Source organism: Roseovarius indicus, from assembly GCF_008728195.1.
In the GTDB taxonomy this organism is placed as follows: Bacteria; Pseudomonadota; Alphaproteobacteria; order Rhodobacterales; family Rhodobacteraceae; genus Roseovarius; species Roseovarius indicus.
In genome coordinates this window covers 397068-417165 of sequence record NZ_CP031599.1, presented here as the reverse complement: position 1 = coordinate 417165, position 20098 = coordinate 397068, and the positions used below count along the sequence as shown (strand labels likewise).

Here is a 20098-nt window from a genome sequence, read left to right as displayed (position 1 = left end):
GAATATGACATGATCAATCGACGTCAGTTACTCGGGGCCGGCGCCGCAGGAGCGGCGCTCGTCTCCTCTCAAGCTTGGGGCAAGACCACCAACATGGGTCTGCCAGAAGCGGCCCAGATGGATAGTGCCAAGACAGCGATCACTCCGCGGCCCTCGTCCGGACCGGAATACAATCCCGTCGTGACGCTCAACGGCTGGACGCTCCCGCACCGCATGAATGGCGGGGTCAAGGAGTTCCATCTCGTTGCCGAGCCTGTCGAGCGTGAATTGGCCGATGGCATGGTCGCGCATCTGTGGGGTTACAACGGCCAATCCACCGGTCCGACCATCGAGGCGGTCGAAGGCGACCGAGTACGCATTTACGTGACCAACAAGCTGCCGGAAGCGACGACGATCCACTGGCACGGTATGATCCTGCCTTCCGGCATGGACGGCGTGAGCGGTCTGAGTCACCCCGGTATCCCACCAGGAAAGACCTTCATCTACGAGTTCGACTTGGTGAAGTCCGGCACCTTCATGTACCATCCTCACGGCGATGAAATGGTCCAGATGGCCATGGGCATGATGGGGATGTTTGTTGTTCATCCAAAGGATCCTTCGTTCATGCCGGTTGACCGTGATTTCCTGATCATGCTCAACGCCTTTGACATAGATCCGGGCACCTATGTGCCACGGATCATGACGATGACAGATTTCAATCTATGGACCTGGAACAGCCGCATCTTCCCCGACATTGACCCGCTGGTTGTCAACAAAGGGGACCGGGTGCGGGTGCGCGTCGGCAACTTGACGATGACCAATCACCCTATTCACATGCACGGCTATGACTTCAAGGTCACCTGCACAGATGGTGGCTGGGTGCCGCCCGAAGCCCAATGGCCGGAGGTCAGCATCGACATACCCGTTGGCGCCATGCGCGCATACGAGTTCACAGCCGATCATCTGGGCGACTGGGCGATCCATTGTCACAAGTCTCATCATACCATGAACGCAATGGGCCACGATGTGCCGACCTTCATCGGTGTGAACAAGAAACCACTGACCCAGAAAATCCGTCAGTTTCAGCCGGAGTACATGCCGATGGGAACGAACGGCATGGGGGACATGGCAAAAATGGAAATGCCGCTACCTGACAATACCATCCCGATGATGACGGGTTGGGGGCCGTATGGACCCATCGAGATGGGCGGCATGTTTTCGGTCGTAAAGGTGCGGGACGGCATCGACGCGGACGATTACTCCGATCCCGGCTGGTACGAGAACCCCCCGGGCGAGATGGCCTATGAATGGACCGGCGAGTTGCCTGAATTCGCCTCCAACAACAGCCCCAAGACCATTCTCACACCGAAACCAACCTCGAAGGGCTGAGCAGCCCTTCGTCATCTCCAACCAAACCAACCTACAGGAAAACGAAATGAGAAATCTTCTTCTGACGACAAGCTTCGCAATCGCGCTTTCCGCACCGGTCTATGCTACAGGTACACATGACGGCGGACATGGGGAGACCAAGCCAGCCGCAATGATGGTCGGCATGCCGGGTGACGCCGCCAAGGTGGACCGCACAATCGACGTCACTTTGCTCGAAAACGATGAGGGCCAGATGCTGATCGAGAGCGAGCCGATGGATATCAAGGAGGGCGAAACCATTCGCTTCAACATCACCAACAAGGGTGAGTTGGAGCATGAGTTTGTCCTCGACACGGTCGAGCGCAATGCCGAGCACAAGATCGAAATGGCCAAGATGGACATGGAACACGACGATCCGAACCGTATCCGTCTCGATGCGGGCGCGTCGGGTGAGGTTGTCTGGACTTTCGCGAATTCTGGTACGTTCGAAGCGGCGTGCCTGATCCCGGGCCACTACGAATCCGGCATGCACCGTGAGGTCGCAGTCGGTGACCAGATGGCTCAGGCTGACGTGGAATACACGAGCGGGACCATTAAGAAAATCGACGCCAAAGCCGGCAAGGTCACAATTATCCACGGCCCTCTCGTCAACCTTGATATGCCCGCAATGACCATGGTGTTCCGCGCCGATGAGGCGATGGTGGCCAAGATGGCGGAAGGTCAGGACATCGAATTCGTCGCTGACCGGGTCAAGGGTAAACTGACTGTCACGCAGATGAAATAGAGCATCAAAATTTCCGGGTGGCGTGCCGCCGCCCGGAAGCCGTTACCACCCGAGCGCAAAAATCTTTATCGGCATCCAGATGCCCATGAACATCATCATGAGGTTCTCGGTCAGCGAGATAAAGCCAAGCGGCACGTTGCTGTCGCCACCGACACAGGCGCATTTCAACTCGCGTTTGTCGACATAGACCGCCTTGAAGACGCTAGCCGCGCCCACAGTCCCGATGAACAATGCGACCGGCGCGGAAAGCCAAGTCAGAGCCCCCGCGATCATCAAGATGCCCGCGAAAGCTTCGCCGAAGGGATAGAGATATCCATAGCGAACCCAACGGCGGGCCAGAAGGTCGTAATTCAGGAACATCGTTGAGAAGCTTTCGACATCCTGCAGTTTCTGGACTGCCAGAAAACACATCGAGATTGCGATAAACCACTCCGTCGCGCGCATTGTCAGTATCGAGCCGAACGTTGCCCAACTCAAGCCAAGGGCCATGAAGAATGCGACTGCGAAGATCGCAATCACGGGCTGGTAGCTGGTTTTGTCCGCGTCCTGCACCTCCTTACCAAAATGCTCTCGCAAGTCTTCGTACCCTCCGACGCGCTCGCCCCCAATCCAAGTCTGGGGCGTGGTTTTGACGCCGTGCTTATCTAGGAAGGCGTCGGTTTCCTCGCGGGTGGTTAGGGAGTGATCCTCGACCTCGTAGCCTTTCCTTTCCAGCAAGTCTTTTGACTTCAGGCCATAGGGGCAAAGGTGGCTCGGCATGACCATGCGATAGAGCCTGGCAATGTTTCTGCTTGCCTGTTGATCCATGTCAGACCCCGCAACTGTAGTAGCCGCGGTAACCGGCGGAAAGGCCGGGATTGAGCTCTAGCGTCATGGTCGCCTCCGCTGGATCGACCCCGACGGTCTCAAGTGTGTTACCCTCCTCGGCGGCGCCAAGACTGATCGACAGACCTTCGGTACCCAGTTCGCCGGATGCCTCCTGATCGACGCGGACAAGGTCACCACTCAGCTTGAGCAGCCCGACGGGCTCGCCATCCACTTCGCCCAGTGCTAGCGAAGCCGGGCTGCCAGTGGTGTAGTTGAAAGTGCAGGCCGCGCCGTTGGGCAGAAGCTGAGCGATCTCTTGCTCGGTCAGGAACCCGGCATCGAGCACGGCGATGTTCGCGGTCGAGAGAGCCTCGTCGAGGCTCACGATGCGGGGGCTCGCGGGCGTCTCGGGCTCGGACGTGTCACCCGATGCCTCGATCTCATTGACGAGATAGCGCATTTCGGCAATTTCCTTGTCCTGCGCATAGATGATCTCGTCCGCCAGCTTACGTACACGGGGGTCGGATATGTTGGCCCTGCTCGACGTCATGATCGCGATCGAATGGTGCGGGATCATCGCGCGCATGAAACTGGTATCGCCAACCGTCGCCTGGCTGCGCACGAGCCAGAGCGACCCGGCGAAGGCGATGGCAGCGCCAGCGAAAATCGCGGCGTTGATCGCCTTGCTGGAATACATCGACAGCATGAAACCCAGCATGATGATGGCCATCGTCGCACCCATCAGCAGCGCCATGTAAGCCCGGGTTTCTGACCAGAAAAAGTGGGAAATGAGGTAAGTATTCAGATACATAAGCCCGAACATCACGACCGTGGAAGTCGCGATCATAGCTGCAAATCTCCAATATGACATTTCATACTCCTTTTGCTCTGGCTGGCGATGCATATAACGCACTAACAACCTTCCAGCGCTGGAGTGTTCCACCACGTTTAGCTAAGTATAGGATTGTTTGATGTTTCTATTTCTTGTCCCTCGTCACCACGAGAAAGATGGTGGAGGCCGAGCAACTGATCAGCAGAAAGCCGTTCAGGGCCTCGACACCGGCCAGAAAACGCAAATGGCCCGTGGGATAGATATCGCCAAGGCCGAGGGACGAATAGTTGACCAAGGAAAAATAGAAGACATCCATGAACGTGTCGACGTCTTCCTGTTCGAAGCCGCCGATACCCATCAATTCACCGACACTGAAACCGAGGGCGTAAAGGCCGGCTTCGACTATGTGGGCGGTCGACAGGGAATAGAGGGCAAATAGAAGACGTCCGGGCTGCATGAACGGCGCGCGCTTTGTGCGAGTCTTCACGAACATCATCGCGCGGACATGCACAAGCCCACTCAATCCGAAAAGAGTGATTGCCAAGAGAATGACCCAGGCCAAGGGTGCGGATCCGGCTACGCCGATTTCCGGCGCGTTTCTTCCTCGCGACGTTTCGCAGCCAGATCGGCCAGGATTGGACAGTCCGGCCGATGATCTCCGGCACATTCCTCGACAAGATGGGCGAGCGTTGCCCGCATTTCCTTCAACTCGGTGATCTTGCCGTCGATCCGCTCGAGATGTTGCTTGGCGATCTCCTTGACTTCGGCGCTGGCGCGCGCTTCGTCCTCGTAGAGCGCAAGAAGATTGCGGCAATCCTCGATGGTGAACCCAAGCGCGCGCGCGCGGCCTAGGAACGCCAGCTTGTGCGCGTCGCTTTCGCGGAAGGAGCGGTAGCCATTCGCGCTGCGTAGCGGTTTGACCAGACCGATATCCTCGTAATAGCGGATCGTCTTGGCGGGTAGCCCGGAAAGGCTGGCGACATCTCCGATATTCATTTCATGATCCTCCTTATTGAGCGGCGACAGGGGCAGGGGACAGAGAACCCGCCCCTTCAGATTTCAAGCTGCTGGCTTCATCCATGGCCGGGCGGATCCGGCGCAGGCGCAATGCGTTGGTCAGCACGAAGACCGAGCTGAGCGCCATCGCCCCGGCGGCCAGCACCGGTGACAGCAGCAGGCCGAAGGCCGGGTAGAGCACGCCTGCCGCGACCGGGATCAGCGCCACGTTGTAGCCGAAGGCCCAGAACAGGTTCTGCCGGATGTTGCGCATGGTGCGGGCCGAAACCTCGAAGGCGTTGACGACGCCGCGCAGGTCACCCGACATCAGCACGACATCGGCGGATTCGATGGCCACGTCCGTCCCGGTGCCGATGGCGATGCCGACATCGGAATGGGCGAGCGCCGGGGCGTCGTTGATGCCGTCGCCGACGAAGGCGACCTGCTGGCCACGCTGGCGCAGTTCGTCGAGCGCAGCAACCTTGCCATCGGGCAGGACCCCGGCGATCACGTGGTCGATGCCGGTCTCGCGTGCGATGGCCTCGGCCGTCTCGCGCTTGTCGCCGGTGATCATCGCGACCGTCAGCCCGAGGCCGTGCAGCGCGCCGATGGCCGCGGCACTGGCGGGCTTCACCGGATCGGCCACGCCGATGAGCGCCGCGACCTTGCCATCCACCGCTGCGAAGAGCGCCGTGCGGCCCTGCTCGGCTAGGCGGCGCTCGATCTCGGCCAACGCCTCGATGCTCAGCCCCTCGCGGGTCATCAGGCGGTCCGCGCCGACCAGCACCTCACGACCGGCGACCGTGGCCCGCACGCCGAAGCCGGTGATCGAGTCGAACCCCTCGACCTCGTGACGCGCCACGCCCTCGGCCTGCGCCGCGCGCACGATCGCCTCGGCGATGGGATGCTCGGACTGCGCCTCGACCGCCGCGACGAGGGCCAGAACCTCGGAGCGCTCGAACCCATCGGCCAGCACGAGGTCGGTCAGTTCGGGGCGGCCCTCGGTCACGGTGCCGGTCTTGTCGAGCGCGACCACGTCTACGCCGGTCAGTTGCTGCAGCGCATCGCCCTTGCGGAAGAGCACGCCCATCTCTGCCGCACGCCCGGTGCCGACCATGATCGAGGTGGGCGTCGCCAGCCCCATCGCGCAGGGACAGGCAATGATCAGCACCGACACGCCTGCCACCAGCGCGTAGGACAGCACTGGCGCCGGTCCGATCAGCAGCCAGACCAGAACCGTCAGCGCGGCGAAGGCCATCACCGCCGGCACGAACCAGAGCGTGATTTTGTCCACGAGCCCCTGGATCGGCAGCTTGGCACCCTGGGCCTCTTCGACCATGCGGATGATCTGCGCCAGTGTGGTATCCGCCCCCACGCGGGTCGCGCGGAAGCGGAAGCTGCCGGTGCCGTTCACCGTGCCGCCGGTGACGGGGTCGCCCTCGGCCTTGGCAACCGGAACCGGCTCGCCGGTGATCATGCTCTCGTCGACATGGGCGCGGCCTTGCGTCACCTCGCCGTCCACCGCGATGCGCTCGCCCGGCCGGACGACGAGGATGTCCCCCACGCGGATGCGCTCGATCGCCACGTCCTGCGCCTCGCCCTCCACCAGAACCCGCGCCGTGCGGGCCTGCAGGCCCAGAAGTTTCTGGATCGCGGCCCCGGTGCGGCCCTTGGCGCGCGCCTCCATCCAGCGGCCCAGAAGGATGAGAACGACGATCACCGCCGCGGCCTCGAAATAGACGGCGCGGGCCGCCTCGGGCAGCAACTTGGTCGCGAAAAGCGCGACAACAGAATAGAGATAAGCTGCCCCCGTGCCCACCGCGACAAGACTGTTCATGTCAGGCGCGCCTTTGAACAGGGACGGGAACCCCTTGGTGTAGAAATGGCGCCCAGGCCAGAACAGCACCACGGTCGTCAGCACGAACTGGATCATCCAGCTGGTTTGATGCCCGATCGTGCGGCCTATCATCTCGTGCATACCCGGCACGATATGCGCCCCCATCTCGAGCAGGAAGACAGGCAGGGCCAGTGCCGCCGCGAAAGCGGTCCTGCGGGCGAGCGCATGGGCCTCAGCGTCCTTGCGCGCGCCGCGATCCTCTGCAGCATCTTCGGTCAACTCGGCCGGGTAGCCCGCCGCCTCGGCGGCTTGCAACAGGTCGGCCGGATCGACCGCACCCTCGGCATAGGTGATCGTCGCCGTTTCCGACGCGAGGTTCACGTCCACGTCGAGCACGCCCGGCACCGCCGCCAACGCCTTGTCGACGCGGCCGACGCAGGACGCGCATGACATGGACGAGACGTTCAGGCGCACGGTCTGAGTGCGGGCGGGATAGCCGGCATTGTCCAGCGCCCCGATCACTTCGGGGATCCGGGCATCCGAGTCGATCCGGGCCTGCGCCGTTTCGGCGGCGAGGTTCACGTTCACCTCGTCGACCCCGGGTAATGCTAAAAGCGCACGCTCGACCCGGCCGACGCAGGACGCGCAAGACATGTTCTGAACAGAAAAACGCAAATCTCTTGATCCCGGCATGAACGTCTCCTTCATCTCCTGAACGATATCTAAGGGTTCCCCCCGCTGGAAGGTCAACAATGTCGGGACATTTTTTCACCCTCGACCTTCCCATGCAGGACGCAGGCATCTAATGCCGAGAACTGGAGGAAACAGAAATGCGCAGCTTCAAGGTTCCGGATATGAGTTGCGGCCATTGCACCGCAACGATCGAAAAGGCGATCACGGCGATAGACCCAACAGCGTCCGTGACCTGCGATACGGGTACGCGGCAAGTCGAGGTTGATAGCGTGCTGAACGAGCACGCCCTGACGGAGGCGATCCGAAATGCCGGTTACGGTGTCACGGCTGCTTCGACGACCTGAAGATCACCGGTGCCGGGCAATTCCGGCGCCAGTTTTCCATCGTCGCATGAGGTTCATTCCCTTTCGCGGGCCTCATCGACCAAGGCTTCCAGTTGGTCTTGTTCGACCAAACCGGGAACCAGGTTGTCGCCGATCACGAATGACGGTGTGCCGTAGAAACCCAACGCCTGCGCCAGCCGCATCGATTCGTCGATGTGCGCCTGGATTTCCGGCGCCTCCATGTCCGAACGCAGCTGGTCCACGTCAAGGCCGATTTCTTCGGCGATCCGCAGGACAGACGCCTCTTGCGCACGTTCCTCCATGCCCATCAACGCCCAGTGGAATTCCTCATACTTGTCCTGATTGCGTGCCGCCAAGGCAGCCTTCGCCGCAAAGACCGACCCGTCGCCGAGTATCGGCCATTCGCGAAAGACGAGCCGCACATTCGGATCCGCCTCGATCAAACCTTCAACCTCCGACATGGCCCTGCGGCAATAGGGACAGTTGTAGTCGAAAAACTCCACAACAGTGACGTCCCCATCAGGATTGCCCAGCACCGGCGCGTTCGGATCCTGTTCCAAGAGTTGGCGTTGTTCCTTGAGCACGTCGGCCGTGGCCTCTGCCTGCGCGGTCGGTTCCTGCTGTTCGAGAAGCTTCACCGCTTCCATGATGATCTGGGGGTTCTCCAGAATCGCTTCCAAGGCCAGTTCCTTGACGCGTTCCTCGCTCAGCTCCTGTGCGAACGCGGTAAGCGGCAACAGGATGCTCACGGCGAGCACTGCCAATCGAAGCGATTACATTTTCAGTCTCCTCTTTTCTGCTGTTCCGCTTCGCTGCGGGCGGCCTGGACCTCCAGCTGACGGTCGGGCCATGTGGATTTGATGAAGGCGAGGATGTTCCATATCTGCGCATCGGTCAGCTCATCGCCAAAACCGGGCATGCCGCTTTGGAAATCCACACCCTGCTTCGCGAGGGTCTTCTTTCCGCCGAGCTTGGTATAGTCGAACAGAACACTATCAGGATGATGCCAGGTGTGACCGGTTTCGTCATGCGCGGGTGGGGGCAGGATGCCATCCTCTCCGGCCGAGCGCCATCCGGCCTGTCCCTCGAGATCGGACCCGTGGCAAGAGGCGCAATACTCCTGATAGAGTTCTTCGCCCTCGGCGAGATCGATAGACTGCGGCGGTTCCGGCGTGGCGGATGTGCCGGATGTCCCTCCCGCCAGCATCCAGGCGCCGACGCCAGCCGCGCCGGCCATGAGCAGAAAGAGGATCAGCCAGCGTCGCATTATGTCACCTTCATCCAGGTCATCATGCCCGAGGCCGCGTGGCTGAGCATGTGGCAGTGAAACAGCCAGTCGCCGGAATTGTCGGCCACAAAACCGATCGTGCGGGTCTGGCCGCCGAACATCAGGATCGTGTCGCGCAAGGGACCGAGCCCGCCATCTTCGCCGATCTCGCGGAAATGCAGCCCGTGCAAGTGCATCGCGTGGGGAAAGGCGGTGTCGTTGTGGATTTGCAGCTTGACCGTTTCCGCCTTCGCGACATCGACGAGCGGGGCATCGGTCATGCCGATCGTTCCATTGAACGACCAGAACTGGTTGGCGTCCACCAACTCGCGAAAGCTTTTCCTCTCGCCATTCAGAATCGCGCTGTCGAGCGTGCCCATTGCGCCGCCCTGCATGTCGAGCCGCACGGTCCTGGCGTCATCGAGGCCGGTCACCTCCATCCCCGGATTGGGCGGCAGCGCGTCCGGTGCATCCCGGCGTGTGGCCAAGGCCTTTCCAGTCACGGGGAAAGCCACCTGCGATGCCGCCTCCTGATCGTCGAGGCGAACGAGATGGGCGGTCACGTCGACGATCAAATCGGCCCGCTGGCCGGGGCCGAGGATCAGCGCCTCGGCCAGCGGCTCGGGCCGTGGCAGCGGCATGCCGTCCAGCGCAACCGTCCAGCCTTCCATGCCCTGAAGCGACAGCACGAAAATCCTCGCATTGGCCGCGTTCACGAGGCGCAGGCGCAGACGTTCGTGTTGGTGTACGTCCAGGGAAAGGTCGTACCGGCCGTTGGTGGCGATGAAATTGCCGCGCCGCCCGGCATGGCTGCGGTCATGGCGCGAGGTGAAGTCCGGTTCGATCTGCGCCGTTTCGGGGTCGAGCAGCCAGTCATCGAGGATCAGCGCCTCTTCCCGATCCAGGTCCGGCGGCTCGGACTCCTCGACGATCAACGCGCCATAGAGCCCGCGCGCCACCTGTTCGGTCGATCGGTTATGCGCGTGATACCAGTAGGTTCCGGCATCCGGCGCGATGAAATCATAGTCGAAGCTCTGCCCCGGCTCGACTGCGGGCTGGGTCAGCCCCGCAACGCCATCCATCGCATTGTCTATGCGAACCCCGTGCCAGTGCACCGTGCTTGCCTGGGGCAGTTCGTTCATGAAGCGGCGTTGCAGCCGCGCACCCTGCTGCAGACGCAATTGAGGGCCGGGCATCGCGCCGCCATAGCCCCAGATTTCGGTCTTGGGATAGCCTTCCGGCGCCAATTGAACGCTGGCCGTGCGGGCGTCGAGGGACTGGAACTCTGACGTCGCGGCATAAAGCCGCTTTGTAACGGTAAGGCCCGCGGTGGCAGCCGCCCCCTGCATGAGAAAATCGCGTCGCGTCGGCATGGAGAGTCCTGTGTTTCAATCGCGGCAATTATGGCGCCGGCAACCGGGTTCGAAGATCAGGAAATCAGGCCGGAAAGCGACAGTATGCGCCCGAAACCTGCCGAAGGCTCAGTTGATCCCGTTTTCCCTCTGCAATTCACGCACATAGTGGGCGATCAGCTTGACGTCGCCATCGGTCAAACCTTCAACCGGCGGCATGTTTCCGAAATTCCAATGATGCGCGCGCACACCGTTTTTCGCGGCCATCACGAACGCCATGTCGGAATGGTGGTTCGGTTCGTAGATCTTGTGCACGAGTGGTGGTGCGACCCCGTTCTGGCCTGCGGCGTTCTTGCCGTGACATTCCGCACATTTCGCCTCGTAGGCCCGCTTGCGCATCTGCGCCCGGTCCGAAAGCTCCGCCGGCAGCGAAACTTCGACGATGGGCGCGCCCGATTCCAGATCACTGGTGTCGGACGCGCCCATCGAATGGCCCATCCCCTGCTGGGGTTGCTGCGCGATGTTCCAGTAGACGACTGCGCCGCCCAACACGTGCGCCGCCCAACACGACGAAGGCCAGAATGGCCAGAACTGTCTTGTTCATTTGATCCTTACTTCAAATAAGTTTGACCTGGGTGCCGATTGGTGTCCTGTCGAACACTTCGATGATATCTTCGTTGTAGAGACCAATGCAGCCGCTGGAGGATTTGCGACCGATCTTGCGCGTGTCGCCGGTCCCATGGATGCGGTAGTACTGCCAGGTCAGATGCATGGCGCGCACGCCCAGCGGGTTCTCGGGGCCGGGGGCGACATATGCCGGCAAAGACGGATCGCGCTCGCGCATCGACGGGGTGGGCACCCAATCCGGCGCATCGTCCTTGTAGACGATCTCGCTGTAGCCGCGGCGCGTCAACTCGTCGCTCATAGGAACGGATGTGGGGTATACGCGCATTTCCCCGTCAGCCGTCCAATGCTGAAGAACCCGCGTCGTGGTATCCGACAGCAGAATGCCTTTGCCCAGAGAATCGAAATGGTCCTGCCAATCATGCAACCGGAAAGAAGAAATGTTCCGGCGCGCCGGCGCAGCCTCCTGAGCGCGCAGCACGGTTGGTGCTGCGAGCGACAACAGCCCGCTGGCCGAAGCAAACAGAAAGGCCCGCCGATTCAATGCCTTAAAAGTAATATCACCCATGGTCTGCCTCCGTGATTCTGGTCCTATAGCTGAGCGGCGTTAACCACCTTCCTCCATTGGAGGGTCAAGGATGGTTCGGATGACAAGAGCGTGAAGTTCGTATCGGTTTGTAACGTTGACCTTCCCGTTGAGGAAGCCTTTAGCAGGGACAAAACAACCGAGAGTCGGAACCATGAAGAACACTGAAAGGCCGGATTCGCACGAAACCACCGGCAGGTTGATGAAATACGGGATGTGGGCTTGCTGTGCGATCATGCTGGCACCCATCGTGCTCTATCTTGCGGCGGGTGGCCTTTCGAGCGACCTGACGAGCAACGCGATCTTGTTCGCGCCGCTGGTTGTCTGCCTCGGCGCCCATTTCGTGATGCATCGTGTCATGGGTAAATCCTGCCATGGTGACGAGAAGAAAAGCACCTCCGAGGCCGCAGAAAAACAGGCTGCGAGTGGAAGGACGGTTGCTTCCGAATAGGCGACTGCGGAAACTCTTTGCGCGAGCCGCTTTGGTCTTGGCTGTGTTCGCGCTCGGAGTCTGTTCGGTTTCGTTCGGCGCGTGCACAAAAGACGGAGAGGCTTTGCTGGCAGCCCAGAACTTTTAATCCCAAGTTCCAAAGGGGTGCAAACTGAACGAATAGCGTTCTAATGGTATTGCTGTGATCACCGGTTCCGATCGCCACGAAGAGTTCCTGATCTCGCCGCTCACGGAAACGTGACATCCTCGAGATGCGGCGCGATACAAGGAAGTTTTGGAACGGCGGGGCATAACATGAGAAAAGCAGTCCAGAGCGTGCGGCCACTCGGGTTCGGTTTGCTGGTTCTCGTGATCGCGATTTGTGACCGCAACAGGGGTTAGCGGCCAGTTCCGATGAATAATCCCGTACCTCCGCCTCCGCACGCCTGACGTCATTGCCATTCAGGCAGCCTGGATACGTCCCGATGACACCATTGCGCGGTATCCGGAAATCTTTGACCGCTACGGAATGCTTTTTCATTCAGTGTGCGAACCAAGCGCATCAGAAGGCAACAGTCTGCCAGAAAAAGAGCAACCACACCCCGCCTGTCTGGCTTCCGAGCGGACCAAGCGCCGCCGCGATGGGCCAGAATGGCTCAACCTTGGAGTTGCTGCTTGCGGCGCAGAAACTCTTCTTCGTCGATCTCACCGCGCGCATAGCGTTCCTTGAGGATCTTCATCGCATCGCGGGTCTCGCCAATGCGGTTGCTGGTGAGCATACGAAAAACGAAAACGGCAACGGCGATAATCAGCCCCCAGAAAAGGATCATTCCCAAGCCTCCCCACCAACCGTGGGCACCTCCCCACATCATGTGCCCGAAGGTGTCATTGCCATTGCTGCCCGGATCCGCGAGCGCCGGCACTGTGCCCGCCAACAGAGCGATCACGCTGGTTTTCACCCAAATATAGTCATTCATGATCTTGTCCTTTCTTGATGGTTGAAACTTTGTGAGAACGGCAAATCGAGTCGCACGAGAAGCCCACCGTCCGGGTGGTTCCGCAATGTGATGTCGCCACCATGCGATCGCAAGATGGTGCGTGCGATTGACAGGCCGAGACCGGTGCCGCCTGTCTCGCGAGAGCGTGACGTCTCGACTCGGAAAAAAGGTTCGAAAACCTCTTCAAGCTGAGTGTCAGGGATGCCGGGGCCATGATCGCGAACTAAGATCAGGGCTCTGTCATACTCCCGGGTATAGGTGACCTCGACACCTTCACCATAGCGCACTGCATTATCCACGATGTTCCGCAGAGCTCGGCGCATAGAATTAGGTCGAAGCCTTATCTGAAGCGGTGCGTCCGTTTCGAGTTGGAAGGCGTCCACCATGTCCCGTTTCAGCTCTGTGAGAAATTTTCCCAACTCCACCGTTTCCGGGGGTTCACTGATTGCCATGCCGCGCGCAAAAGCCAGCGTGCGCTCGACCATATCCTGCATCTCCTCGATGGATTTCACCAAGGCGTCGCGCGTCTCCTCCTCCTCCACCATCTCTGCGTGAACCCGCAAGGCGGTCAGTGGCGAGCGCAGATCATGACCCAGAGCGGCCATGATACGCGTCTTGTCCGCAACCGTGCGCATCAGTCGTTCCTGCATGCGATTGAAGGTATCCGTCAAATCTCTGACTTCGCTTGGACCAGCGACCGGAAGCGGTTCCCTTTCCTCACCACGACCCAGACTGTCGGCGGCTTGGGCTAAACGCCTGAGCGGCCACGTCAGGCGGGCAAGCAGGTACCAGCAAGCCACGCCAATTAGCAAGGCCGCCGTTAAGCCAAAGCTCACCGCGGAAAAGACCGGCCATTGCAGCGGCGGGCGCTGAAAGCGCGTATCGACATTCAGCCAAGTGCCACCTGCAAGCGCGATAGAGAGCGTTAGTTCAAGCCCTGATATCTTGTCATGCATCATCTGTTTGTGCTCGGCTACCATCTGCGGTGGCATCATCTTCATTGGCGGGAATGCGCGCTCGACTTCATGCAACTCCACGCGAATCTCGCGGCTGTCTTCGGCACCCAGCAACGACCTGATACGCGCTTCAACCGCTCCTTTTGCACGGTGATCAAGATGGTCCACAGCTGCCTGCGGGTCGATCCGAAACCTTGCAAGCGGGGAGTCAGCGGCCCGGAGGATAGAGGCATGCAGGTCCGGTGGCGCCCGTTCGAGGAGAAGCGCCACATTCGCTGCGCGTCCGGCCGCCTCTGCCCCGATCGCAGCGCGCACGGCGAGGCCGCGTTCGTCCACGAACAGCCAGAGGCTTATTGTCTGCGCCACAAGGAGGCTGCCTATAATGAGCAGCAGAAGCTGGACACGCAAGCTATCCAGACGCTTGCGGATCACTGCTGCACCTCGACATCCGTTGCAAGGCAGTAGCCCCCGTTTCGAACCGTGGTGATGATTTTTGGTCGTCCCGGGTTGTACTCAATCTTCCTCCTCAGTCGGCTGACCTGGTTGTCGATGGTCCGGTCAAAAGCGGGGGGAGTTCGTCCAACCGTCAGGTCAAAAAGCTGCTCACGGCTCATCACGATACGCGGGCGTTCCAGCAGGATTGTCAGCAGTTTGAACTCTGATGTTGTCAGCACATCCTCTCGGCCATCTGCCGCGACAAGACGGCGTGTGTCGGTTTCGAGCGTCCAATCCGCGAACTTTACGCGGCTTGCTGTAAGACTTCCGGCCAGCGGTTCCGGTCTTTGTGCACGGCGCAGTATTGCCCTTATCCGCGCCAGCAGTTCGCGAGGATTGAAGGGTTTGCACAAATAGTCATCCGCGCCAACCTCAAGGCCGACAATGCGGTCCATTTCCTCGCTAAGCGCGGTCAGCATAAGAATTGGGGCCACCGCCTCGGCGGAAAGGCGGCGACAGACCGATATTCCATCTTCGCCGGGCATCATAACGTCAAGCACAACGAGGTCATAGCGTCCAACCTTGAGCAGGTCATCCATCTGGGCTGCGTCGACGGCACTTGTGACGCGCATGTCATTCTTTTCCAGATATCGGGTAACGGCTTTGCGAATATCGGCGCTGTCATCGACCAGTAGTATATGGGGCGAGTTCTTCATGCTTGGTATTTAACTGGTCCAAAGATTGATGCCGAGGAAATTTGTCACCAAACGTAACAAAGCCGGGGTTTGCTACAGATTGATACATGTTCACCTTCGGCAAGTTCCCGACACTGGATTATGGTTGGTCACGATAAGAAAATAAAAGGAGTGAACCAATGGAGCACAATCTCACGTTGATTCTCACTGCAGCTGCCGCCCTCGCTGCTGGCAGCGCGGTCTTGGCAGAAAGCGGTTATGGCACCGGACATCACAAACTGCCCGAGCGTAGCGAATTTTCCCACTCGGGCGACACGATGAAAGCGCACTTCCGTCACATAGACCGCAACCAAGACGGGGTGGCATCACGCGAGGAGGTCGAGGTCCACGACGGCCGCGACAAATGGTTCAAGCGAAATGCATTGCTTGGCGAATTTGCTAATCCAGGCTTCTGATCGCAAACGATCTCTCGCCAGAGATCAGTGAGGCAAGTGCAACATCGGCATGCCTCAATCCGCGTAGCGCAGGCAGCCCATTTAATTTGAAAAAGTCGCACCCAAACGCGGCGGTCCGTGTTGGCGCTGCAATGTTCTTGTACTCAGTCTATAAGGTCGAATACCTTGGTTATGGTAAGGGACGCTGCCTTTAACAATTCGACCATGGCGAAGTGGGGTGTGTTGTCTTGTTGGCTGGCCGTCATCATCTACGCAGCATCCAACTCCGTCGTGACCATGTTGGTCAACATAGGAGATGCGAACCGCATCAACGGCCACAACGTGATCACTTTCGCAAACCTTCTGGTTTTAGGGTCTTTGATCTCGCTCATACCTATGTCGCTTGCCTTTGGAAGAGACTGGGAGCTTACAAAACTTCGTGGTCTTTCTTCGCGTGAATGGGTGCTTTTGACCGTATCTGCAGTGCTGTCTTCGGCCGTCACGCCTGGGCTGTATTTTTTTGCTCTGGAGAACACCAGCGTAACGAACGTTGTAATAGCTGGCCGGATTGACCCCCCAACTTTCCTCGTTCTTGCTGCTATCTTTCTGGGTGAACGATTTGATTTCAGAGCGATGGCGGGAAACCTAATCATTCTGGTGGGAGCAGTCGTCATTCTGGCATTCAAAGATGACGATATCGGGCACACCATTGGTCTTGGAGAGGTCGCAGCTCTCGTCGCCACATTGTCGTTTACTGTTTCAACAATCATCACCAGGACAAGTCTGCAAACGGTTCCATTTGGTGTCTTCCCGATATTCAGGACCGTGGTCGGTACCTTGATTTACGTCTGCTTCCAGATCGGTTTTTCTGGTCACCATCATTTCGGGGAGATGCTCCAGCCGATCCTGCTCAAATGGATCTGGGTATACGTAATTCTCATCATCATTATCGGGCAGCTTGCGTGGAACTTGGGGTTGAAACATGCGAAGGCAGGGGATGTTTCGCTGGCCACCTCCTTTTCACCACTGGCTGCTATCGCGATAGCGATGGTGATCTTAAACGAAGACCCTGGATCGGGCTTGATTCCAGGAGGGGTTTTGATGGTTTTTGGTATTTGGGTGGCCCGATCTGGACGAAAAAGCGCAGTTCGCAAAAGGGAAAGTGCCCGAAAGAAGTCCTTGGAACTCGAGAAAGATGTGAACTTTAAGGGCGTATAATTGTAGGCAAAAATGCGTTAACCGGATGAAGTTTGACCCATCGGCTGATCGTCGCGGTGGCGGGTACGTTTGCGCCCGCCACCTTGGTTCGCTTCGTCTATGGCATGGGGACGAATTGATGCCCGGTGCTGTCCGTCTCGACAATCACGAGCAGATCAAGCGTTTTCGGATCGAGAACCCATAGCTCGTTCTTGGCGGCGCTGCTCACCATAAGCGCGTCGCCCACGCGCGTCATATGATAGGGTTCAAGTCCGACTTTAACTTCAAGGCGTTCACCTGTGTCGCGATCAATGCGCACCACCCGGCCGCGACGCCATGAAGGTCGCCGCAAATTTCGAACGTATCAAGAGTTTCGCCATTGTCGGCATCGACTATGGAAACCCTGCCGGTATCAGACTCGCTGACAATCAATTGACGGGCTCTTGCAAGCAGCAGCATGTGCTTAGGTGGGCCTTGCAATTTGAAGCTCCGAGTTACGATCCCGTCGTCTGGATCGAGTTCGCTGATTGTGTTGTTTCCGGCATTCGAAACGAAGAATTTCCCAGTCTCCGGATCCGCAACCACATATTCGGGGATCGGTCCCGTAGCGATTGTGTCCGTTACCTCGCCGCTGTCGAGGTCTATCAACGATACGGCATCAAGGCAGGGATGCGTCACTGCCCCAAAGCGTTCATCTATAGAAATGCCAACATGGTGAACAATGCCGGGCACTTCGGTGCGGCTCAGTATTTTGTGACTGTCGGCATCGACCAAGGTGACCAGACTCGCCGCGGTTGGCTCAACCATTTCTCCGCCGCCGTGATGGGCTTCGTGATCCTCCTCGGAAACTTGGGAGGGCTTGGCCATCTTATCGCCTCGGTTTTCCGAGAGACTGCCGGCCACCAGAATGCCTCGTTTCGGTGCGCCTGCCAGCCCGTGAACATTGTCCAGCCCTTCTATGCGGCCCGCCACCTAGTAATTTTCGTCCAGATGAAGAACCGTTCCGAGCTCTCCCTCAGGAATGTAGACATCGGCTATTGCAGCGCTGCTAGCCACTAATGCAGCCCCAATTGTCATGAGCGGAGTTCTCATATGATCGTTTCCTCTTTCGGACTTAGCTTTTCTGTGTAGGCGTTGATCCCAGTATGCCGCCAAGATTGGCGCGCAGTGTTGATCGTGCGCCATTCGAACGGAGCCAATGCTTGGAAGACATTATGGTCATTATCCGCTCGATGTCGGCCCTGACTGCGACGCATATCAAGCGCCGCAGCCATTTCCCACTTGCAGACACGATGGCTCTCGTTTTTTAGCCAGAGCGGCTGTTCGATAGCCTCATTGGCCTCTCTGCGGATTACCAAACCGCTCTTCGACCATCCCCATGAACTCTGATGCGGCCTGCATGTGCGCCTCCGCTTCCTCACGGGTGACCTTGCCGTCGCCGTTCTGATCGGCGTGATCGAAATGTCCGCGCATCGTGTCATTCATGTGGACATTGTTGTCGCGGTCGGGCAGTTCATGATGCCCGGTTACATACCCCATGTCTGCGAGTGCGGCTCCGCCGAGAGCTGTGGAAAACAAGGTTGCGAGGATAAGTGTTGTGTTGCGTTTCATAGAATGCCTCCTTTTGGCTTATTGCCTGACAAACATGGCAAATCGGATGTGCTATGCAACGGGCTCATGGAGTGGTCGTGTAACGTTCTGTCGCAAAACCCCAACTGGTTACATTTGGTGACAGATTTCCGCGGCAAGCGGCGCTTTATCCTGTAAATGCAGCTGAGGACGAAGGTGTTTGTCTTTGACGTTAGGACTACCCATGACACCAGTTGCGACTTTGAAGATTGTCTTTGCCATGGTGCTTTGGGCGTTGTGTTTTCCCGTCATCGTGGCCGGACTTGAATACTCGCCCCACCTGACCTTCGCAGCTATGAGGGCGGCCCTGGCAGGCATTATTCTTACGCTTTTGGCGCTTGTCCTGGGTCGACCCTTTCCGCGTGGATGGCGGGTTTGGATGACGCTTTCAGGAGTTGGCCTAGGTGCGACAAGTCTCGGCTTTCTTGGGATGTTTCATGCGGCAGAGTTCGTTTCGCCCGGCCTTGCTACAGTGATAGCGAATACACAACCTCTCCTGGCAGCTGTTCTCGCGGCGCTTTGGCTGGGAGAAAAGTTGTCTATTCGAGGTGGCTCGGGTTTGTTCGCGGGCTTCGCGGGAATCGTGCTGATTGCGTTGCCAGATTTTCTTGCGGAACGAAACGAGAGTTATGCAATTGGCGTTCTCTACATCATTCTTGCAGCCGCGGGCGTTACGTTCAGCAACGTCATGATAAAATCTATTGCAGGAAAGGTTGATAGCCTTTCGGCGATGGGATTGCAGATGCTGTTGGGCAGCGTACCACTGGCCATTGCGGCTTTGGTCACGGAGGAGCCTACCACAATAAATTGGACGTTCACGTTTATAGCTTCACTTCTTGCCTTGGCCTTGGCAGGCTCCGCTCTTGTTTATTGGTTATGGTTTACGGCGCTTGAAACGGTTCCCTTGAACCGGGCCAACGCCTTCAGCTTTCTCATTCCAGTCTTCGGGTTGACCTTGGGTTTCGTGATCTATGGCGAGCGTCTATCGCTCTTGCAGATCATCGGGATCGTTATGATATTCTTGGGTATAGCGCTAGTTCACCGGCGGAAAGCGATGCTTGGAAATGAAGTTGATAGCGAGGCGCCTGCATCTCAATCAGGAGGCGGCGAAGTATGACGGGCACAGAAAATAAATCGTGCGGAGTCACGCATGATCACGACGCAGCCAGAATGGCGCTTTCAGAAGGCAGGCAGGCTTTTTGGGGCTTTCTGATGCGCCGTTTGGGCAACAAAGCGGATGCCGAGGATGTTTTGCAGGAATTCTGCATCCGCGTGCTTACGCGCAAAGAACAATTGCGCGATGTGGAACGGGTGGATTCTTGGCTCTACGCCATATTGCGTTCGACGATGAACGATCATTTCCGCAAGGCGGCACGTCGAGGGCGCCTGACCGAAGCATATGGCGGAGAACCCGAGGAACTAGCTCATGATGCCCCCGAACAGATGGCGCAATTTTGCCGTTGCGTGAACGGTCTGATACCCACCTTGCGCGATGCGGATGCCGACCTGATCCGTCGGATTGACCTTGGCGAGGAGGACCGCGCCGCTGTTGCCACCGACATGGGCCTTACGCGGAACGCGCTTGGAGTACGGCTTCACCGAGCCCGCATGGCCTTACGTGACGCGTTGACGGGCCATTGTGGAAAGTGCTGCAAGACAGGATGGGACGATTGCTACTGCCCTCCGATCGGCTGTGAAAGCCCGGAAGACGAGTTGCATTGTGCTCCAAGGGACGTAGCCAAATAGGCGAGTACTGACTCGACTAAGTGTAATGGTTTACGTCAGGGAGCGTCCACTCCTGTGAAAAGCCCGTTTTCAAGTGCCACGACGGGATAGTCCGAAATGATATGCCGAG

The 20098-nt window shown here is 58.6% G+C and carries 24 protein-coding genes; 8 read left to right on the top strand and 16 right to left on the bottom strand.

What is annotated here, in order from left to right; all coding sequences use genetic code 11:
• The first annotated feature begins 9 nt into the window (after positions 1 to 9).
• Entirely contained in the window at positions 10 to 1368 is a 1359-nt protein-coding gene (locus tag RIdsm_RS28315; RefSeq protein ID WP_143100549.1) for a multicopper oxidase family protein, read from the top strand.
• 46 nt (positions 1369 to 1414) lie between these two features.
• Positions 1415 to 2131 carry a copper-binding protein gene (locus RIdsm_RS28310; protein WP_057821718.1) on the top strand — a complete coding sequence of 239 codons (717 nt, stop codon included), beginning with the start codon at positions 1415 to 1417 and terminating at the stop codon, positions 2129 to 2131.
• A gap of 42 nt (positions 2132 to 2173) precedes the next feature.
• Here RIdsm_RS28310 and RIdsm_RS28305 read toward each other — a convergent pair whose 3' ends face one another.
• The 5 genes from RIdsm_RS28305 to RIdsm_RS28285 form a co-directional block, all read right to left on the bottom strand.
• Positions 2174 to 2938, bottom strand: coding sequence for a MauE/DoxX family redox-associated membrane protein (locus RIdsm_RS28305; RefSeq protein ID WP_057821720.1), 765 nt, complete (start codon positions 2936 to 2938; stop codon positions 2174 to 2176).
• A gap of 1 nt (position 2939) precedes the next feature.
• The gene (locus tag RIdsm_RS28300; protein WP_057821722.1) at positions 2940 to 3809 is read right to left on the bottom strand and encodes a DUF305 domain-containing protein; all 870 of its coding nucleotides are present in this window, start codon (positions 3807 to 3809) and stop codon (positions 2940 to 2942) included.
• A gap of 106 nt (positions 3810 to 3915) precedes the next feature.
• Positions 3916 to 4332: an ion channel gene (locus RIdsm_RS28295; RefSeq protein WP_057821724.1), complete on the bottom strand. Its 417-nt coding sequence runs from the start codon at positions 4330 to 4332 to the stop codon at positions 3916 to 3918.
• Between the two features lie 14 nt (positions 4333 to 4346).
• Positions 4347 to 4766 (bottom strand): Cu(I)-responsive transcriptional regulator, encoded by a 420-nt coding sequence (gene cueR, locus RIdsm_RS28290; RefSeq protein WP_057821725.1) that lies wholly within the window; start codon positions 4764 to 4766, stop codon positions 4347 to 4349.
• A 13-nt stretch (positions 4767 to 4779) separates the two neighbouring features.
• Positions 4780 to 7296, bottom strand: coding sequence for a heavy metal translocating P-type ATPase (locus RIdsm_RS28285; protein WP_057821741.1), 2517 nt, complete (start codon positions 7294 to 7296; stop codon positions 4780 to 4782).
• Positions 7297 to 7433: 137 nt separating this feature from the next.
• Between RIdsm_RS28285 and RIdsm_RS28280 the strand changes: the two genes are divergently transcribed.
• Positions 7434 to 7640 (top strand): heavy-metal-associated domain-containing protein, encoded by a 207-nt coding sequence (locus RIdsm_RS28280; RefSeq protein WP_074940687.1) that lies wholly within the window; start codon positions 7434 to 7436, stop codon positions 7638 to 7640.
• Positions 7641 to 7693: 53 nt separating this feature from the next.
• Here RIdsm_RS28280 and RIdsm_RS28275 read toward each other — a convergent pair whose 3' ends face one another.
• From RIdsm_RS28275 to RIdsm_RS28255, 5 genes are all read right to left on the bottom strand, one after another.
• On the bottom strand, positions 7694 to 8398 hold the full coding sequence (locus RIdsm_RS28275) for a DsbA family protein (protein WP_420854144.1): 705 nt from the start codon (positions 8396 to 8398) through the stop codon (positions 7694 to 7696).
• A gap of 23 nt (positions 8399 to 8421) precedes the next feature.
• A complete protein-coding gene (locus RIdsm_RS28270) occupies positions 8422 to 8907 on the bottom strand; it encodes a c-type cytochrome (protein WP_420854139.1) in 486 nt (161 codons plus the stop codon).
• Positions 8907 to 10280, bottom strand: coding sequence for a multicopper oxidase family protein (locus RIdsm_RS28265; RefSeq protein ID WP_074940835.1), 1374 nt, complete (start codon positions 10278 to 10280; stop codon positions 8907 to 8909). Before RIdsm_RS28265 ends, RIdsm_RS28270 begins: the two co-directional genes overlap by 1 nt.
• A 108-nt stretch (positions 10281 to 10388) precedes the next feature.
• Entirely contained in the window at positions 10389 to 10811 is a 423-nt protein-coding gene (locus tag RIdsm_RS28260) for a c-type cytochrome (RefSeq protein WP_057821840.1), read from the bottom strand.
• A gap of 64 nt (positions 10812 to 10875) precedes the next feature.
• A complete protein-coding gene (locus RIdsm_RS28255) occupies positions 10876 to 11451 on the bottom strand; it encodes a L,D-transpeptidase (protein ID WP_057821842.1) in 576 nt (191 codons plus the stop codon).
• Positions 11452 to 11623: 172 nt separating this feature from the next.
• On the opposite strand from RIdsm_RS28255, the gene RIdsm_RS28250 reads away from it, so the two are divergent.
• On the top strand, positions 11624 to 11920 hold the full coding sequence (locus tag RIdsm_RS28250; RefSeq protein WP_057821844.1) for a DUF2933 domain-containing protein: 297 nt from the start codon (positions 11624 to 11626) through the stop codon (positions 11918 to 11920).
• Between the two features lie 635 nt (positions 11921 to 12555).
• On the opposite strand, the gene RIdsm_RS28245 is transcribed toward RIdsm_RS28250, so the two are convergent.
• The 3 genes from RIdsm_RS28245 to RIdsm_RS28235 are packed head-to-tail and all read right to left on the bottom strand — an operon-like array spanning position 12556 to position 15004.
• Positions 12556 to 12876: an SHOCT domain-containing protein gene (locus RIdsm_RS28245; RefSeq protein ID WP_236553424.1), complete on the bottom strand. Its 321-nt coding sequence runs from the start codon at positions 12874 to 12876 to the stop codon at positions 12556 to 12558.
• Positions 12873 to 14285, bottom strand: coding sequence for an ATP-binding protein (locus RIdsm_RS28240; protein WP_201455616.1), 1413 nt, complete (start codon positions 14283 to 14285; stop codon positions 12873 to 12875). The genes RIdsm_RS28245 and RIdsm_RS28240 overlap by 4 nt, the downstream gene beginning before the upstream one ends.
• A complete protein-coding gene (locus tag RIdsm_RS28235) occupies positions 14282 to 15004 on the bottom strand; it encodes a response regulator (RefSeq protein ID WP_057821846.1) in 723 nt (240 codons plus the stop codon). Before RIdsm_RS28235 ends, RIdsm_RS28240 begins: the two co-directional genes overlap by 4 nt.
• Before the next feature lie 158 nt (positions 15005 to 15162).
• Between RIdsm_RS28235 and RIdsm_RS28230 the strand changes: the two genes are divergently transcribed.
• Both RIdsm_RS28230 and RIdsm_RS28225 read left to right on the top strand, forming a co-directional pair.
• Positions 15163 to 15438: a hypothetical protein gene (locus RIdsm_RS28230; protein ID WP_057821849.1), complete on the top strand. Its 276-nt coding sequence runs from the start codon at positions 15163 to 15165 to the stop codon at positions 15436 to 15438.
• 117 nt (positions 15439 to 15555) lie between these two features.
• Positions 15556 to 16635 (top strand): DMT family transporter, encoded by a 1080-nt coding sequence (locus RIdsm_RS28225; protein ID WP_217625299.1) that lies wholly within the window; start codon positions 15556 to 15558, stop codon positions 16633 to 16635.
• Between the two features lie 97 nt (positions 16636 to 16732).
• On the opposite strand, the gene RIdsm_RS30440 is transcribed toward RIdsm_RS28225, so the two are convergent.
• The 3 genes from RIdsm_RS30440 to RIdsm_RS28215 all read right to left on the bottom strand — a co-directional run bounded on the left by RIdsm_RS30440 (position 16733) and on the right by RIdsm_RS28215 (position 18225).
• Positions 16733 to 16870, bottom strand: a complete 138-nt coding sequence (locus RIdsm_RS30440) for a hypothetical protein (RefSeq protein ID WP_177228471.1) — start codon at positions 16868 to 16870, stop codon at positions 16733 to 16735.
• Positions 16867 to 17586 (bottom strand): YncE family protein, encoded by a 720-nt coding sequence (locus RIdsm_RS28220; RefSeq protein WP_160325917.1) that lies wholly within the window; start codon positions 17584 to 17586, stop codon positions 16867 to 16869. The genes RIdsm_RS30440 and RIdsm_RS28220 overlap by 4 nt, the downstream gene beginning before the upstream one ends.
• Positions 17587 to 17946: 360 nt before the next feature.
• Positions 17947 to 18225 (bottom strand): hypothetical protein, encoded by a 279-nt coding sequence (locus tag RIdsm_RS28215; RefSeq protein WP_057821858.1) that lies wholly within the window; start codon positions 18223 to 18225, stop codon positions 17947 to 17949.
• A gap of 202 nt (positions 18226 to 18427) precedes the next feature.
• Here RIdsm_RS28215 and RIdsm_RS28210 point away from each other — a divergent pair, with 202 nt between their 5' ends.
• Together RIdsm_RS28210 and RIdsm_RS28205 are read left to right on the top strand one after the other, a co-directional pair.
• Entirely contained in the window at positions 18428 to 19360 is a 933-nt protein-coding gene (locus RIdsm_RS28210; RefSeq protein WP_074940832.1) for a DMT family transporter, read from the top strand.
• A complete protein-coding gene (locus RIdsm_RS28205) occupies positions 19357 to 19989 on the top strand; it encodes an RNA polymerase sigma factor (protein ID WP_057821860.1) in 633 nt (210 codons plus the stop codon). Before RIdsm_RS28210 ends, RIdsm_RS28205 begins: the two co-directional genes overlap by 4 nt.
• Positions 19990 to 20098 lie beyond the last annotated feature (109 nt).